Annotated in this window: 10 protein-coding genes; 7 read left to right on the plus strand and 3 right to left on the minus strand. The window is 30.3% G+C overall.

The annotated features are described in order from the left end of the window. Window positions 1–219: 219 nt before the first annotated feature. On the minus strand, window positions 220–1,896 hold the full coding sequence (locus N2251_RS06505; RefSeq protein WP_260585925.1) for an RluA family pseudouridine synthase: 1,677 nt from the start codon (window positions 1,894–1,896) through the stop codon (window positions 220–222). A gap of 189 nt (window positions 1,897–2,085) precedes the next feature. Between N2251_RS06505 and N2251_RS06510 the strand changes: the two genes are divergently transcribed. The 7 genes from N2251_RS06510 to N2251_RS06540 all read left to right on the plus strand — a co-directional run bounded on the left by N2251_RS06510 (window position 2,086) and on the right by N2251_RS06540 (window position 15,363). Further along, on the plus strand, window positions 2,086–2,835 hold the full coding sequence (locus tag N2251_RS06510; RefSeq protein WP_260585927.1) for a LytR/AlgR family response regulator transcription factor: 750 nt from the start codon (window positions 2,086–2,088) through the stop codon (window positions 2,833–2,835). Window positions 2,836–2,925: 90 nt separating this feature from the next. Continuing rightward, a complete protein-coding gene (locus tag N2251_RS06515) occupies window positions 2,926–5,784 on the plus strand; it encodes a sensor histidine kinase (RefSeq protein WP_260585928.1) in 2,859 nt (952 codons plus the stop codon). 197 nt (window positions 5,785–5,981) lie between these two features. Continuing rightward, window positions 5,982–7,067 carry a hypothetical protein gene (locus tag N2251_RS06520; protein WP_260585929.1) on the plus strand — a complete coding sequence of 362 codons (1,086 nt, stop codon included), beginning with the start codon at window positions 5,982–5,984 and terminating at the stop codon, window positions 7,065–7,067. 54 nt (window positions 7,068–7,121) lie between these two features. Next, window positions 7,122–7,256 (plus strand): hypothetical protein, encoded by a 135-nt coding sequence (locus N2251_RS06525; RefSeq protein ID WP_260585931.1) that lies wholly within the window; start codon window positions 7,122–7,124, stop codon window positions 7,254–7,256. Between the two features lie 176 nt (window positions 7,257–7,432). Then, window positions 7,433–7,570, plus strand: a complete 138-nt coding sequence (locus tag N2251_RS06530; RefSeq protein ID WP_260585932.1) for a hypothetical protein — start codon at window positions 7,433–7,435, stop codon at window positions 7,568–7,570. A 218-nt stretch (window positions 7,571–7,788) separates the two neighbouring features. Further along, window positions 7,789–14,445, plus strand: a complete 6,657-nt coding sequence (locus N2251_RS06535; protein WP_260585933.1) for a T9SS type B sorting domain-containing protein — start codon at window positions 7,789–7,791, stop codon at window positions 14,443–14,445. A gap of 33 nt (window positions 14,446–14,478) precedes the next feature. Further along, window positions 14,479–15,363, plus strand: coding sequence for a PorP/SprF family type IX secretion system membrane protein (locus N2251_RS06540; protein WP_260585934.1), 885 nt, complete (start codon window positions 14,479–14,481; stop codon window positions 15,361–15,363). A 637-nt stretch (window positions 15,364–16,000) separates the two neighbouring features. On the opposite strand, the gene N2251_RS06545 is transcribed toward N2251_RS06540, so the two are convergent. Together N2251_RS06545 and N2251_RS06550 are read right to left on the minus strand one after the other, a co-directional pair. Continuing rightward, the gene (locus tag N2251_RS06545; RefSeq protein WP_260585935.1) at window positions 16,001–17,521 is read right to left on the minus strand and encodes a hypothetical protein; all 1,521 of its coding nucleotides are present in this window, start codon (window positions 17,519–17,521) and stop codon (window positions 16,001–16,003) included. A 13-nt stretch (window positions 17,522–17,534) separates the two neighbouring features. Then, window positions 17,535–18,155, minus strand: a complete 621-nt coding sequence (locus N2251_RS06550) for an SPOR domain-containing protein (protein ID WP_260585937.1) — start codon at window positions 18,153–18,155, stop codon at window positions 17,535–17,537. Window positions 18,156–18,201 lie beyond the last annotated feature (46 nt).

The following is an 18,201-nucleotide window of genomic DNA, read 5'->3' on the forward strand; positions in this document are numbered from 1 at the left end:
GTATTTGAAATCGTCATTCTAAATTTATTTCAGAATATCATCATACTGATCATCAATCATTATGAGAACCTAAAATGAATTTAGGTTGACAAATCGCTACTTTTTAGGCAGATTTTTTTTTGAAGCTATTTCCCGCTTTCCGCACTCGCTCTCTGCGAGGAGCTCAAACAAAGGCTTCAATCGGGGCTAAGTTATTTTACCTAGTTTTCTGAAAACTAATTAAAAACCTGCTTTTTTATGAAAACTCATTTTTTGCTTCGTCGTAGGATGTGTAAATTCTAAAGTATCAGCATGTAAATACAACCTATCAGATTTCGTACCATATAAATCATCCCCAATAATAGGAGTATTTAAACCCAAGTTATGAGAAGCATGCATTCGTAATTGATGTGTTCTACCAGAAATAGGGTAGAAGTGTACTTTTGTTTTTCCGTTTTTTCGTTCAAGTACCTCCCAAGTTGTCTTAGCAGGTTTACCATGTTCATAACAAACCAATTGCCGTGGCCTATCATCTAAATCAACTCTTAAAGGTAAATTTATAGTTCCTCTTTCATCAGTAATAATTCCGTCTAATAAAGCAGTATATCTTTTTTTAACAGTTTTATTTATAAATTGACTTTGAATATTTTTATGAGCTTCTTTATTTTTAGCTAACACCAATAAACCAGAAGTAGCCATATCTAATCTATGAATAATAATTGGACCAGAAATATCATTTACCTGTTGTTTTATGCGAGTAAATACCGAATCTTGAATGTGAATTCCTGGAACCGATAAAAAGTCATTAGGTTTATAAATTACAATTAAGTCATCATCCTCAAAAATAGTTTCCAATTCTTTACCAACCGCAGGATTTATTAATAACGGATTCGTATCCATCTCAATACCATCTAACATATGTGTTAAAATAGGTTTGCATTTTCCCTGGCAAGCCGGATAAAATTGTTGATGTTTTCGTATTTCTTTATTTGGTGATTTTCCCCACCAAAACTCCGCCATGGCAATCGGTTTTAAATCATGTAAAAAAGCATATTGCAATAATTTAGGAGCAGCACATTCGCCAGTTCCGGCAGGAATATTTTGTACGGAAATGTTCGTAAATAATTCCCCTAAATTTTTAACCTCTTTTTTCGAATTTAAAAATTGATATTGTTCAGAAATGTATACTTGTAAAGCAGCCGATTTAGTTTTACGTGCTATTTTTAATAAAGCTATTTTATTGGTAAAAACCAATAATTCTTCTTTGATTGGTTTTAAAGTATGCTCCCAAAAACGAGTTACATTATTTAGGTAATGTTTGGCATCTAAACTTTCTTTACTTAAAGCACCTTTTAAGTTTTCATACGCTTCTGATGATAACTCGGTAAATGCTCTTTCTCTTTTTTGTTTACGAGCAGCTTTAGCTATTTTTAAAGCTTCTTTTTTTTCTGTAACATCAGCAGTAGCCTTGTTTGTTTCTTGTTCGTAAAGAGTAAGTAGTTTTAAATATTCAGTAGTATTCTCCAAGCAATCTAACTCCATACTTATATTGTTTAAATTTTCTTTTTCTTTTAAGAAAAATGAATCTTTAACAAGCATATCGTAAACAGGCGGTACAAACTTTTTATGGTTGTTTTTTTCGCCTAATTTCCCAGAAACAGCGGTTATGTAACCAATTTCATTTTGTTTATTTTGCACGACTAAAACTCCGAACATTTTTCCTGTAATAGCGCCTTCTTTAGAAGTATCTAATCCAAAATTATGCTCAAAATCCGTTTGTTCATTTAAATAATCCTGCACTTCTTTTGTAGCTAACTTACATAATGAATGCGGTTCATAATAAAACGGAAAAGTAAACTTTGTAGGAAGTTTTATTTCATTTATAGAAGTCGAAAAATATTGAAAAAAGGTTTGCAAAATGGGTCGAATAAAATTTTAAACAAAGATACTTTTTTTGCACTGTTTTTTTTAAAAAGCAAGATAATAAAGACAGGTATAGTACTTCTAATAAAAAAGTTTAAATGAAATTTATCGCTTTACAAGCTTAATCTGCCATTCACAAAGTCTTTTACCTAAAACAATAGTCTTTTGCTTATATTTATACTTATGAATACAATTAAGGCTATACTTATAGATGATGAACAAAGTGCAAGAAATGTACTTACTACTTTGTTAACAAGAGCGCATGCTAATGTAAATATTATTGCAACTTGTAAAGATTTAGAAGAAGGTGTTAAGTCTATAAAAGAATTGCAGCCCGATGTTGTCTTTTTAGATGTGCAAATGCCAAATTATGCAGGTTATGAGATTTCTAGTTTTTTTGATGATATAAATTTCGAAATTATTTTTGTTACAGCATACGATCAATATGCAATAAAAGCTTTTGAACTGAGTGCTATAGATTACTTAGTAAAGCCTATAGATAGAGAAAAGTTAAACGTAACAATTCAGAAATTAGAAAATAAATTAAAGCAAAAAGCTACGTTAGTAGATTATGAGGTTTTATTAACAACAATAAAAGAAAAAGAATATAAAAAAATAATCATACCAGAAATAGGGAATAGACGTATTGTTAACTTAAGTGATATTATTGCTATTGAAGCAGATGGTGGTTATAGTAAGATTTATTTAAAAAATAAATCGATAATTACTACAAGTAAAAATTTAAAATACTTCGAAGAGGTTTTGCCAAAAGAAGCTACTTTTTTTCGTTCACATAGAGCTTGGCTTATTAATATAATTTATATAGAATCTTTAAATAAAACTAATTTAAAGATTACATTAGCAGAAGAAACTGTAAAAGCCAAACTTTCAAGATCTAAAATAGAGCATTTTGAGAGTGTTTTTCAGTTATAAGTTATTAGATACTCCTTGATTAAAAGATATATTTTATTATTCCTTTTTTGTTGTGTTTACTTTAATGTTCAAGCACAAGAACCTGTTTATGTGCATTTCTCAGATAAAGATGGTTTACGTGATAAAGAATTTTATGATATAATTGAAGACAGTAAAGGTTTTATTTGGTTGTGTGCCGATAAAGGTTTGTTTAGATATAACGGTATAAAGTATAAAAACTATAAACACAAAGAACAACGAGGCTTGTCTGTTTTTAATGGGCAAGAAGATTATTTAGGGCGTGTTTGGTGTAATAATATTTCTGGGCAATTTTTCTATATTGAAAATAATAAACTACAATTATTTATTGATTTAAGTGAAAATTTAAAAGGACAACTAGCTAATTTTATAATTAAAAAAAACTATTTATGGGTTTTTACGCATTATAAAATTTATAAAGTAAACTTATTTACAAAAAAAATAGAGTTTACTCATAATGCTAAAGATGTAAAAATTCTTGGAGCCCCTTTTAAATTAGATGACACTATTTATTTTGCAAATATAGATGCTGTTTTTAGTATTAATTCAAAGAATCAATTGAAATCAAAATTAGCCATTAATCTTCCTTTTAAGGATAAAAACGGAAATAATGTAGCTGTTGATAATCCTATTTTATTTAAAACAGCTACTGATATATTTTTCAGGCAACGAAGACATAATAAAAATACTATTATTAAGTTAAATTTTAAAGTAGGTTCCAAAAAAGTTGTAAATGATTTTAGAGCTATAGAAAAAGAACGTATTTACCATCAATTTGAAAACGACAATGAAATTTGGTTTGCAACAAGTTCCGGCGTTTGGATATATGAACGTATTTTACAATCTTATCTATTAAAAAAGAGACTTTTAAAAAATAACAACGTTACAAAAATAATAAAAGATGCAAATAATAATTATTGGTTAACGACACTTAATGATGGTATATATATAATTCCAAATATTAATATAGAAACACCATCTATTTCAATAGACAATAAAAATATTAGTAGTATAGATGTTGTAAATGATAGTACGTTAGTTTTTGGTAATATTAAAGGGCGCATAGGTTTTTATAATACTCTAAATGATTCAGAAAAAATTATAAACTTACCCACAAAAGATCGTGTTTCTGTATTAAAATACCATCCCATAAAAAACAAAGTTTACATCAGTAAAGATTTATCTGGGTATATTTATGATCCTGCTAATAAAAGTGTTAAAAACTTTAAGAGATTTACTACAGGAAAAAGCATAACAATATTACCCGGTAATGATTTACTTTTTACAAAACATAACAATGCAAATGTAATAAGTGATTCTGAATTTAGTACGGATATAAATTATTTATTAAAGGGAGAAAAAACTAGAACTTATGCTTCTTATTATAACTCAATAGATAAATCGGTTTATATAGCCTATATGAAAGGGTTAATACGTTATGATAGTACATGGGATCCTAATGATATTCAGTATAAAAACAAGCCTATTTTTGCCAATTCAATAACCCAAACTAAAAATGGTATAATTTGGGTAGCTACTTTTAATGATGGTATTTTCGGAATTAAAAATAATACTGTTATACAACAGTACTCAAGTAAAAATGGATTAACATCAAATACTGTTGGGAAAATAAAAGCTGTTCAAAATAAATTATGGATTACTTTAGAAAATAGTATACAATTATTAGATGTTACTACCAATAAAATAGAAACATTAACAAAAAGAGATGGGATTGTATCTTATGATATTTCAGGTATTGAAATACTTAATGATAAAGTATATTTTTCATCTAATAAAGGTCTTTTTTCTATAAAAAGAAATCACTTTTTTAAAAAAGAAATTCCTAAATTATATTTTAATGAAGTAAAAATTAATGAAAAAGATACATTAATAACCTCTAATTATACTTTAAGTTATAATCGGAATTCTATAAAAATAGGATTTAATGTAAATGGTTATTTATACAATCATAAAAATAAATATTATTACAGATTAAAAGGCTTTAATAATGATTGGTTGTTAACAGATAAAGGAGTAAATTCAGTTAAATATAACAGTCTTCCAGCAGGTAAATATATATTTCAAGTGCAACCTATTTTAGGTAAGGAACCTCTTGTAAATAAAATGAAATCAATTGAATTTATTATAAAAAAACCATTTTGGAAAACTTGGTGGTTTATATTGAGTATTTTAATTCTTCTTTTTGGAAGTACTGTATTCTATTATAAAAGAAAATTAATAAAAGAAGAAGAAGAACGGAAAGTACAATTAGAAAAGGTATCATTAGAAAAAGAGTTAATATCTATTAATTTAACGGCATTAAGATCACAAATGAATCCACATTTTATTTTTAATGCATTAAACTCTATACAGGATTTAATATTAAAAGAAGAAACAAATGCTTCCTATGATTATGTTACTATGTTTGCTGATTTAGTGCGAAATACATTAAATTATTCGAATCAAGATTTTATATCAATCGAAAAGGAATTAGATTTTTTAAAATTGTATTTAAAATTAGAAAAACTACGATTTGGCGATGCATTTAATTATACGATAAATTTTAATGAAAAAGATTCAATAGAAGTTCCATCTTTACTAATACAACCTTTTATTGAAAATGCTTTGGTACATGGTTTAATGCATAAAAAAGGAGCAAAAGAAATTGAAATTACTTTTAAACTCACTACTGATGTTTTACAGTGTATAATTACCGATAATGGTATTGGTAGAAAAGAAGCTGATAAAATTGCAAGCCGTCAAGGTAATCATCATGAGTCATTTGCACTTAGTGCAATAGAAAAAAGATTAAAAATATTTAAAAACCAATACTCGGAAAACATAGGCTATTTTATCGAGGATTTATATGAAAATAAAATAGCTATAGGAACCAGGGTAACTTTAACAATGCCTTATAAAAACAAATTTTAAACTTGTTTTAATTAAAGGTACTAAGTTTTAATAAAGAAGAAAAAGTGCTAACAAATGTTAGGGCTTTTTTTTGTGCTTAAAATAAGAAATAAGCATCTTTTATTACCATTCACAAACTCAAATTGCCATTCATAAATTAGTTTGATATATAATGATTTTCATTTTGTATTCTTGTTTAAGTATTTAATTTAAAAAAGATGAAAAAACTAATTTTAGGAGCACTATTGTTACTTACAACTGTAACAATTGCTCAAAACAGTTTATTTAATAACATTTCAGAAGAAACCCAATACCGTTGGTATTCGACGATATATGAATACAAACAAGGTTTCTTTAAATCAAGACTAGCCCCAGGTTTCGTTAAGTTTAAAAAAGAATCATTACCAACTGGTGAAACTACTAAATTAACGGCTATTCTAGATAGCGGTGATAATGCAGGGCAACAATATTTCACTAAAGATGCTGTAGATAAAGAGAATAATTGTGTAGGTTATCCTTACGAATCTATGTTAACGGTAAATTATGGTAAACGTGCATATATATCTGTTGATAAGTATGTTCTTGAGGTTGACGGAATTTCAAAAGACTTAACCTCTTTTAAGTCTATTAAAAATGTATATATTAAAGTAGCAGAGTCTGCTAAGAAGGATAAGGTAAAAAAGAAAAAGAAGAGTGCCTATGAATTAAAAGTTGAAGCAGCAATGAAAGCAGGAGGTCTTGGTGCACTGTTAACCAGAAATACAGATGGTAGAGGATCTGCAACAAGCAATCCTGAATATGATTCATTTATAGCTGAGAATATAAGAAAAATGGTAACGGGTTATTTAGTATCAATGAAGGTAAAGCAAGATGCTAGAACTTCAAAAGAAAAGCAAGCTGATAAAAATATTTTAAAACTAAAAATAGCCGCAGAATTAGCAGCAAAGAAAGCAAAGAAAGCAGCGGCAGAAGCAAGGGAAGCTTCTTGGGCAGATTCTAAAAGATATAACGATTCTGTTAAAGCAACTCCAGAATACAAAGATTTACAACGAAGAAAAAGACAGAATGAAGCAAATTACCAAAGTGCTCAGAAAAGAGATGTGGTAACACTACATAACACTAGCGGAAGAGATATTTATGTAGGTCGAGGTTCAAGTAAAAATAGAGGGACAAAAATTAGTGCAGGAGGTTCAGCAAAATGGAATTGCGGTCAAAATGCCTATATACAAGTTAACGGAAGATCTACAAACCGAAAGGTGTATAGTAAAAATTCAGGTTGTGGTAAAACTGTAAGCGTAAATTAATTAATAATATAAAGTTAGATAATGTGTAAAATACTATCTAACTTTTTTTAAATTATGAAAACATTTTTCACTTATTTTATCGTACTACTTACACCTTATTTACTTTTTTATCAAGGGGCAATACCTACTAAAGCCATTAATGGAACCTATCATTTGTTAGAAGCAGAAAGAGGTATTGGTAACAAATAAACTAAAACTAAAATTTTTCAGTATGGAATATTTGGAAAAGATAAAGTATTAGCAATTGCAGCTTGCAAAAAATGTATGCCTGCAATATATAAATATAAAAAGGAAGAGAGTGAAGCGTTAGGCTTTCCATTCTTTTACTATGACATCGGGCTTTTTATGATTACGAAAGTTTTGTAATGGTGATGCCTTCAAATAAAGAGAATGCAGATTGGTCTTATTTTTCATTCAGTAATTTTTACAGTAAAAATAAAACCAAAGTTGCTGCAATGACCCAACAAAAAATTAAAGAATATATTGATCAAATATCTGAATAGCTTAAAACTATTTTTTTAGATAAACTGAAATCCCCTATTCTAATATTTCCTTTTTTATAAAAAAACTCAGCTGTAATGGTTGAGTTTTTTTCATGAAAAAAAATATTTATTTAAGTTGTTTTTCTTCATTCACGAAGCCAAATTGCCATTCACAAAGTGGTTTGTGATAATATTAATAGAATGTAGTACTGTTGGGGTAAAATTTAAATCTAATAATTATGAAAGTAAAATTACTTTATCTATTCTTTTTATTTGCGTTTAGCATGTCCTATGCGCAAACATTCCCTATTACAGATATTCAGGGGTATTATAAATTTGACTCTGGTGCTGTTTTAGTAGATCAGGTAGGTGTAGCAAACTTAACCCAAAACGGAGCTTTAGCTACAGGCGCTACAGATAGGTTTAATAGTAGCAATGGTGATGCTATTCAGCTTAATGGTGATGATTTTTCTAGGGCGAACATTCCTACTACAAGATCTGTAACGCACGCTTTTTGGGTTAAAACAAGTACTAATAATAATAATAGTGAGACTATAATTGGAGATTCAGATAGACCTGGAGCTGGTTATAATAGTACAACTTATGGTTATGATATCCATCTAAGAAATGGAGGAATTATACTTTATACTAGGATTAAAGAAGAAAGAAATAATGGTGCTTTTAATGATATAGGTCGCGCTTTAACATCTAGTGTAATAGCTGATGATACATGGCATCATGTAGCAGTTGTGTTTTATACTAATGGTACTATTGATAGGTATCTTAATACTAAAATATATATAGATGGTGTTTTAGATGCTTCTAATACATATGATACTACAAGAGCAGTACGTACATTTCCTTTTAATTCAGGAACGCTTGCTATAGGTAATAATAGGGTTGGAAACCTAAGTAGTGTTAATAAATATAAAGATTATTTTGATGATTATTTTGTTTATTCTAGAGTTTTAGATGCTAGTGAAATACTAACGCTTGCAACACAAGATGGTTATTGTTTAGTACCGCAAAACAATATTATTTCGGCAACCGGAATAACAGAAAATTCAGCAACAATAAATGTATCTCTTAATTCAAATACTTACGATATAGCCTATGGCTTAAAATCAGAAAGTCTTGCAAATGCAACTATTTTAAGCAATGTAAATTCAACTGTTAACATAGCTAGTTTACAAGCTTCAACAGATTATAATGTTTATATACGTGAGCAATGTGCTTCGGGTTTAACGTCAAATTGGTCAAACCCAATTAGTTTTAGAACATTAGGTCCAATTTATGTGGATGATACTGCTACAGGACTTAATGACGGGTCTTCATGGCAAAATGCATTTACTAGTTTAATGAGTGCATTAGATATAGATAGTGACGGACAAGAAATTTGGGTTGCTGGAGGTACTTACAAAACACAAAGTTCAAACATCAACGTACGTTTTAATATAGATAAACCTAATGTTAGCCTTTATGGTGGTTTTGCAGGTACAGAAACATTGTTGTCTCAAAGAGTTTTAGGGATGAATGAATCTATTATTTCTGGGGATATTAATGGTAATGATGCTACTGGTGTTCTTTATGATATAGATGCTACAAGATCAGATAATACAAGAGGACTTATAGATTTAACTACTATTAGTGATGGTTTTACTATAGATGGATTTACAATTACCGCAGGAATGGCAACATACTCTAAAGATGGAGGTGGAATTAATAATGTTGCGGCAAATAATGTGGTAGTTTCAAATTGTAAATTTTTCAGAAATGGAAGTCATAGAAATGGGGGAGCTATTTTTAACTTAGGAGATATGACAATAGAATCAAGTGTTTTTGAGGAAAATTTCTCACTAAGTGGAGGTGCAGTATATCAGTATTTATCAAGTGGAAATCCAGGTACAGTTACTATAAGTAAATCAACTTTTTTAAATAATAAAGCAACAAGTGGAGGAGGAGCTATATATTCTTTACCTCATACTACTAACGCTAATCTTAATATAGATGCGAGCAAGTTTGTAGGTAATAATGCTAGATCTGGAGGAGGTATTTATGTTGGCGTTCCAGCTAGTTCAACATTTAATGTGTCGATTACAAACACTTTATTTAATGGGAATATTGCTGAAGATAATGCAAATAATGTAGGTAACTCTGGTAGTGCAGCTTGGTTGAGAACTACAGGAACAAATTCAACTCTTACTACTTCTATTGTAAATAATACATTTGTAAATAATATAGATACAGGTACAGCTACTGGTTTAAACAATTTTACAAGAGCAACTTTAGCTTTAACTAAAAATAATGCAGCTGCAACCCATAATGCTAGTGTAAGTAATAATATTTTTTATAATAATAGAGGTGCAAATAGTGGTACTGTTTCAAGATCTATAACAGGTTTAACAGAAACAATGGCTACTGTAACTGTTGAAAATAGTATAGATGAAAATAGTTTTTCTTCAATAGCTGCAGGGTCTAAAACAAATACAAGTAATGCAGATCCACTATTTACATCAAGTAGTGACTTTACATTATCAGCAGCTAGTTCACCAGCCGCTAATACAGGAAATAACAGTGCTATAACAACAATTTTAGATTTATTAGGTAACCATCGTATTTTTAATACTACGGTAGATATGGGTGCTTATGAATTTGGTTCTTCAGCACCAATTTATAGAACATTAACAATAAACGCTACAAACGGAACAGTAGCAACAGATCCAAATCCAACCAATGGAACTTATAATGATGGACAAATTGTTGAATTAACAGCAACACCTGCTACAGGTTATCAATTTGATGGATGGAGTGGAGATGCAAGTGGAACAACAAGTCCATTAAATATTACAATGGATGCAGATAAAACGGTAACAGCAACATTTAGTTTAATACCGGCACCCACACCAACATTTATAACACCGCCTACTAGTATCTCGTCAGCCTTTACAGCTACGATTCAGTTCGATATAGCAGTAACAGGTTTTGATGTTAGTGATATTCAAGTAACAGGCGCTAGTTTAAGCAACTTTACAGCAGTTAGTGGTACAGAATATACGGTTGTTGTAACACCAACAAGTATTTGTGCTAGTTCAGTAACATTAAAAGTACCTGAAGATGTAGCACAAAATTCAAGTAATGTAAATAATGTAGCATCAAGTTTAATTACAATTACTTCAGTAGATAATGTAGCTCCAATAGTTATAACACAAGATATTACGGTACAATTAGATGCCAATGGAAATGCTTCAATAACAACAACTGATATAGATAACGGAAGTAGTGATAATTGTGCGATAGCTTCAAGAAATTTAGACGTATCAAACTTTACTTGTTCAAATATTGGAACAAACACAGTAAGATTAACTGTTGAAGATACCGCAGGAAACAGTGCTAATAATACGGCAACAGTAACCGTTGTAGATAATATTGCACCAACCGTTGTAACACAAAATATTACAATAACGTTAGATGTAAATGGAAATGCATCAATATTACCAACACAAGTTAACAATGGAAGTACAGATAATTGTGGTATTGCATCAATGAGTTTAGATAGAGCTGCATTTACATGTTCAGATTTAGGCGCAAACAATGTAGTGTTAACAGTAACAGATGTAAATGGAAATAGTGATACAGCAACAGCAGTAGTAACGGTAGATCCAAATCCAAATCAAACATTTACAGCACGTACTCAAAATATTACGGTACAATTAGATGCTAGTGGAAATGTAACCATTACACCACAACAGGTAGATAATGGATCAGGAAGTGGATGTAATAATAATCCAACATTAAGCTTAGATAAAACAGCTTTTACTTGTGCAGATTTAGGAAACAATGCAGTTACTTTAACAGCCACAGACGGATCAACAACAGATACAGCGCAAGCAATAGTAACGGTTGAAGATAATGTAGCACCAGTAGTTTTAACACAGAATGTTACAATTCAGTTAGATGCCAATGGAAATGCTTCAATAACAACAGGAGATATAAACAATGGAAGTAGTGATAATTGTGGTATTGATTCAAGTAGTTTAGATAAATCAAACTTTACTTGTTCAGATATCGGAGCAAACACCGTAACATTAACGGTTGTAGATTCATCAGTAAACAGTGCAGATAATACAGCAACAGTAACCGTTGTAGATAATATTGCACCAACCGTTGTAACACAAAATATTACAATTACGTTAGATGTAAATGGAAATGCATCAATATTACCAACACAAGTTAACAACGGAAGTACTGATAATTGTGGTATTGCATCAATGAGTTTAGATACAACTGCATTTACCTGTTCTGATTTAGGCGCAAACAATGTAGTGTTAACAGTAACAGATGTAAATGGAAATAGCGATACAGCTACAGCAGTAGTAACGGTAGATCCAAATCCAAATCAAACATTCACAGCACGTGCTCAAAATATTACGGTACAATTAGATGCTAGTGGAAATGTAACCATTACACCACAACAGGTAGATAATGGATCAGGAAGTGGATGTAATAATAATCCAACCTTAAGCTTAGATAAAACAGCTTTTACTTGTGCAGATTTAGGAAACAATGCAGTTACTTTAACAGCCACAGACGGATCAACAACAGATATAGCGCAAGCAATAGTAACGGTTGAGGATAATGTAGCACCAGTAGTTTTAACACAGAATGTTACAATTCAGTTAGATGCCAATGGAAATGCTTCAATAACAACAGCAGATATAAACAATGGAAGTAGTGATAATTGTGGTATTGATTCAAGTAGTTTAGATAAATCAAACTTTACTTGTTCAGATATCGGAGCAAACACCGTAACATTAACGGTTGTAGATTCATCAGTAAACAGTGCAGATAATACAGCAACAGTAACCGTTGTAGATAATATTGCACCAACCGTTGTAACACAAAATATTACAATTACGTTAGATGTAAACGGAAATGCATCAACAACAGCTGCTGCAATTAACAATGGATCATCAGACAATTGTTCAATTTCTACCTATACATTAAGTAAAACTGTATTTACATGTTCAGATTTAGGCGCAAACAATGTAGTGTTAACAGTAACAGATGTAAATGGAAATAGCGATACAGCTACAGCAGTAGTAACGGTATCACAAAATCCAAATCAAACATTCACAGCACGTACTCAAAATATTACGGTACAATTAGATGCTAGTGGAAATGTAACCATTACACCACAACAGGTAGATAATGGATCAGGAAGTGGATGTAATAATAATCCAACCTTAAGCTTAGATAAAACAGCTTTTACTTGTGCAGATTTAGGAAACAATGCAGTTACTTTAACAGCCACAGACGGATCAACAACAGATACAGCGCAAGCAATAGTAACGGTTGAAGATAATGTAGCACCAGTAGTTTTAACACAGAATGTTACAATTCAGTTAGATGCCAATGGAAATGCTTCAATAACAACAGCAGATATAAACAATGGAAGTAGTGATAATTGTGGTATTGATTCAAGTAGTTTAGATAAATCAAACTTTACTTGTTCAGATATCGGAGCAAACATCGTAACATTAACGGTTGTAGATTCATCAGCAAACAGTGCAGATAATACAGCAACAGTAACCGTTGTAGATAATATTGCACCAACCGTTGTAACACAAAATGTTACAATTACGTTAGATGTAAATGGAAATGCATCAATATTACCAACACAAGTTAACAACGGAAGTACTGATAATTGTGGTATTGCATCAATGAGTTTAGATACAACTGCATTTACCTGTTCAGATTTAGGAGCAAATACAGTTACTTTAACAGTAACAGATGTAAATGGAAATAGCGATACAGCTACAGCAGTAGTAACGGTAGATCCAAATCCAAATCAGACGTTAACAGCAATTGCTCAAAATATTACGGTACAATTAGATGCTAGTGGAAATGTTACCATTACACCACAACAGGTAGATAATGGATCAGGAAGTGGATGTAACAGTAATCCAACCTTAAGTTTAGATGTAACAGACTTTACATGTGCTAATATCGGAACAAATACAGTTACATTAACAGCGATTGAGGGAGCAACAAGTGTAAGTACAACAGCAACAGTAACGGTTGAAGATAATGTAGCACCAGTAGTTTTAACACAGAATGTTACAATTCAGTTAGATGTCAATGGAAATGCTTCAATAACAACAACTGATATAGATAACGGAAGTAGTGATAATTGTGGTGTCGACTCAAGAAGTTTAGATATAACAGATTTTACATGTTCAGATATCGGAGCAAACAACGTAACATTAACTGTAGAAGATGTAAATGGAAACATTTCAACAAATACAGCAATTGTAACAGTTTCAGAATCGGTAGCACCCACAGTTGTAACACAAGATATTACAGTAGCATTAGATGCTAATGGAAGTGTATCAATTACAACAGGAGATATTGATAATGGAAGTAGTGATGGTTGTAGTGGAATAGCTTCAATGAGTTTAGATCAAAGTACTTTTGATTGTCCAACATTAGGAGATGTAACAGTAACATTAACAGTTACAGATACTAGCGGTAATTCAGCTACAGGTACAGCAATTGTAACAATTACAGGACCAGATGAAGATAATGACGGTATTTCGGATGCATGTGATAGTAAAGAAATTGTTTTTAATAAAGGATTTTCACCAAACGGAGATAACCAAAATGATACTTGGGTAATAGAGAATATAGATAATTATCCTAAAAACACTGTAGAGATCTTTAATCGTTGGGGAGAAAGAGTTTATAAAGTAAGTGATTATAAGAATGATTTTGATGGTAAAGCTAACCAAAGAGGAGGTAGTAGCGACAAATTACCAGTAGGTTCTTACTTATATATTATCAATTTAAATGAACCAGGATTTACGCCTATTAAAGGTTGGTTATATATAAATTACTAATAATAAATCTAATCATTCAAAATAAAAATAAAAATGAAATTATATAATATAAAATACATACTTACTTTAATCGTAGTAATGTTATGTGTACAAGTACAAGGACAACAAGATCCTTCATTTACCATGTATCAACTAAACATGAATCTGATAAACCCTGCATACGCAGGGTCATCAGATGGTTTAGAGTTAACAACCATGATAAAGAGTCAGTTTACAGGAATAGAAAACTCACCAACTACTCAAACTTTATCATTATCATCACCAGTTGGTAGAAATTTAGGTTTAGGATTATCGATTGTAAATGATCAAGTTTTTGTAGCAAAAGAAACAGATGTTTATGTAGATTTTTCTTATAAATTACAATTATCAGAAAGCACTAATTTATTTTTAGGAGTAAAGGGAGGGGTTTCATTTTTTAGTGTTGATTTAACATCATTAGATATTAATGATCCACTTTTTGATCAAAATGTAAATCGTACGAATCCTAATTTTGGTGCAGGAGCTTATTTAAAAGGCGAGAATTACTACGCAAGTTTATCAGTACCTGTATTATTAGAAAGCAAGCGTTATGAGAAAGAAGGAAATACGGTTACCAGAGCATCCGATAAACCACATATTTATTTAGGAGCAGGATATACATTTGATTTAAAAAATGACTATAAATTAAAAGTTACCCCTTCATTTATGACACGTTATGTGTCTGGAGTTCCATTATCATTAGATGTAACAGCTACTGTTGGTCTTTTAGACAAGGTAGAGTTTGGAGTATCTCATAGATTACAGGAATCATTTAGTGGATTGTTAATGTTTCAATTTATTAAAGAATTTAAGTTAGGGTATGCATATCAGCATGCAACAAATGATATTTCTAAATATAGTAATGGTTCTCATGAAGTTATTTTTAAGTTTAATTTTTAGATTTATTAATTATTAAAAATCAACTTTTAAGAACAAAAGTCCTAACAACTGTTAGGGCTTTTTTTGTGCATAAAAAAGAAGAAAATACTTACATTTTTAATCGTTTACAAAGCCAAATTGCTACTCACAAAGTGATTGGTAATAATGTTGTTAAAAGCGAGTATTATTGTATATAATATAATTATTTAAAATTATGAAAGTAAAGTATTTAACAAGTATCTTTTTTTAACATTAATCAAATCTACTTTAAAAAAAAATATAATTCAATCCATTAAGCTAGCTCTTGGTATAGATTCAGCATAATTAATTATGATACGTTCATAGATTAGTTTTTATAAAGGAAATATAACATTATAGTCCCCTCCCCTTAATTTGTTTGTTTTAAAGGTTTCGCTAGACAACTTTTTTTAAATACTAAAAAATTTAAGTTGATTTCAAAAGTTTAGTAAAAATGACTTTAAACAAATAGAAAAAGTTCTAACAACCGTTAGGACTTTTTTGTTTTCAATTATATGGTAAAGATTCAGGTTGCAGTAAAATCGTTATGGTAAAATAATTTAGTATTATTCTTTTAATATAATTAAAGAGCCTATTCATTTTAAATAGACTCTTTAGCTATATTATATAGATGATGTAATTATTTAACGCTTAAAAAAGAAAAGTTATAGCTAACACCAAAGTTTAAATAAGTGCTACTTAAATTCCCTCCTCGTGCTTTAACGTACCCTAATCCACCACGTATATTTAATTTATTCGTTAGTTTGTAACTAAGTCCCATGCTCGGTTTTACAATTAAACCTTGTCCTGTACTAATTCCACCTCCACCAGCAGCACCACCTAATATTTGTCCGAATATTGAGGTTGTGTTATTAAAGAAAGTGTTTGACTGTATTCCTAAACCAACAATACCTTCAGCATAAGCGCCTGCATCACCAAAATTAGCAAATGATGTTTGTCCGGCTCCATAGATATACTTATTTAAGAAAAAGTTGATTTGCAATGAGATTTGGTGCATGTTTTGAGTAAATCCGCCGTTATTATCTCTTGCAGCATTTAAATATAAATCTTGTTTTATAATTGTTTCTAAGCCTTTAAACTTTCCTTTTGTATAGTTATCGTTCTCTGAAATAATTCCGTCTTTATCTATATAATACTTTAATCCAAAACCTAGTGTAGAAGAAGTAAAATGTGAATCAGGCGACATTAAATATCCTTTATTAATTGAAGCATAGATATTATCAAACAATTTTTGTTCAATAGAAATATCAGGATATATTAAAAATCCACCTTTGGTATCAACACCACCGCCACCGCCAGCACCAACTCCGAATTTAGCTAGAATATTTGTACGGTTTTTATTCATTGATAAATGATATCCACCGCCTAAAAGAATATCCATATATCCCGCTTTAATTCCGTGATAGGCACCGTCAGCTTTTACAAAAAAGAAAACATTTTTATTGATGTATGAATTTAACTCGAACCCAGCTAAGCGTATCGTTTTGTTTTTGTAAGAACCTTTTGTAACTGATAAGTTATTTAAGTGCACTAGCAAAGAAATTTTATTAGCAGGAGTGTTCCATAAACTATTTGTTAATTGATTTAGCATGAAGGAGTGTTCGCGTTCTTTAAAGTTTGTAGTTTCAAAAAGTAAAGGTATTTGAACAGCTACATTAAATTGACTTCCATTAATTGTTCCTTTATCAAAAAAATTAACATAACTATACCCCGCAGTCGTAGCAAAGTGTTTAAAGTTATATCCTAAATTAAAATGAGGTAAAATAAAAGCACCGCCACCATCTGGAGCAGCAGCACCGCCACCACCTCCAAAATGAAAACCAGTATCTATAAATAACTTATCGGTAATTTTATGCTGAATACCAGCATTGATTCCTAAAGTAAAAAAACCACCCCGAATTCCACCAACTGCACCATAAAAACCTAAACCAACATAGCTCCAATTATTGGGTTTTATGTTGTAATGAATTCCTGTAAAATCCATATTAGTTTCACCTTCAGGCATTTTTATAGATAAAAAATCGAGTTGTCCGAAACCTTTTTGAGTTTCCTTTTTAGGAATATTGGTTTGAGCATATAAAAAATGAACACTCAAGGTAAAACATACCAAGAGTGCTCTTTTACTAATTTTAAATAGCATTTATATATTATTTTTAAGGGTGTATTTTTTGACGTTCGCCATTAATATATGAAGCTACAAAAGCATCTTTAAATCCTATTTTTATTAATTCTTCTCTTAATGATTTTGCTTCATCCAAAGATTCAAATAAACCAATAGAATATTTAAAATAATCATCTTTTATAGTTACAGTTGATGGTATCGTTGCTGTAGAAATTAATGAATGATTTTTTTCAGAAAAAACACCAATTTGAACAGAGTATATAGGTTTATCACTAATATTATCTGCAACAGCATCAATTGTTTTATTCAAGTCTTCAACAGCCATGCCTGCATCAACCTTTCTTTGAGTTCTAGCATTTGCTCTTTTAATACTGTCTAATATTCTTATGTTTTCGCTCTTTTTTATAGTTGCTATTTCTTCTGATGAAGGAAATGAAACACCACTATTATTAGCGTAAAAATAATAAGCAGCTCCTAAAGAAGCACCTAGTAATATGCCCAATATAATAGGAAGCATCATAGATCCCTTTTTTAACGAAGTAATTTTCTCTTCTGCTTGGGTTAATTCATTTTCTGCGGCTTCTCTTTTTAACTTAGCATTATCTAAGTCCTCTTGCATTAATGTGAATTTTTCTTCTTCTATGAAAGGCATAATTATAGGTTGGTTTTTGTTGAAATATTTTACTAAAGTACAAATC

Source organism: Tenacibaculum haliotis (genome assembly GCF_025215075.1).
GTDB classification, from domain to species: domain Bacteria; phylum Bacteroidota; class Bacteroidia; order Flavobacteriales; family Flavobacteriaceae; genus Polaribacter; species Polaribacter haliotis_B.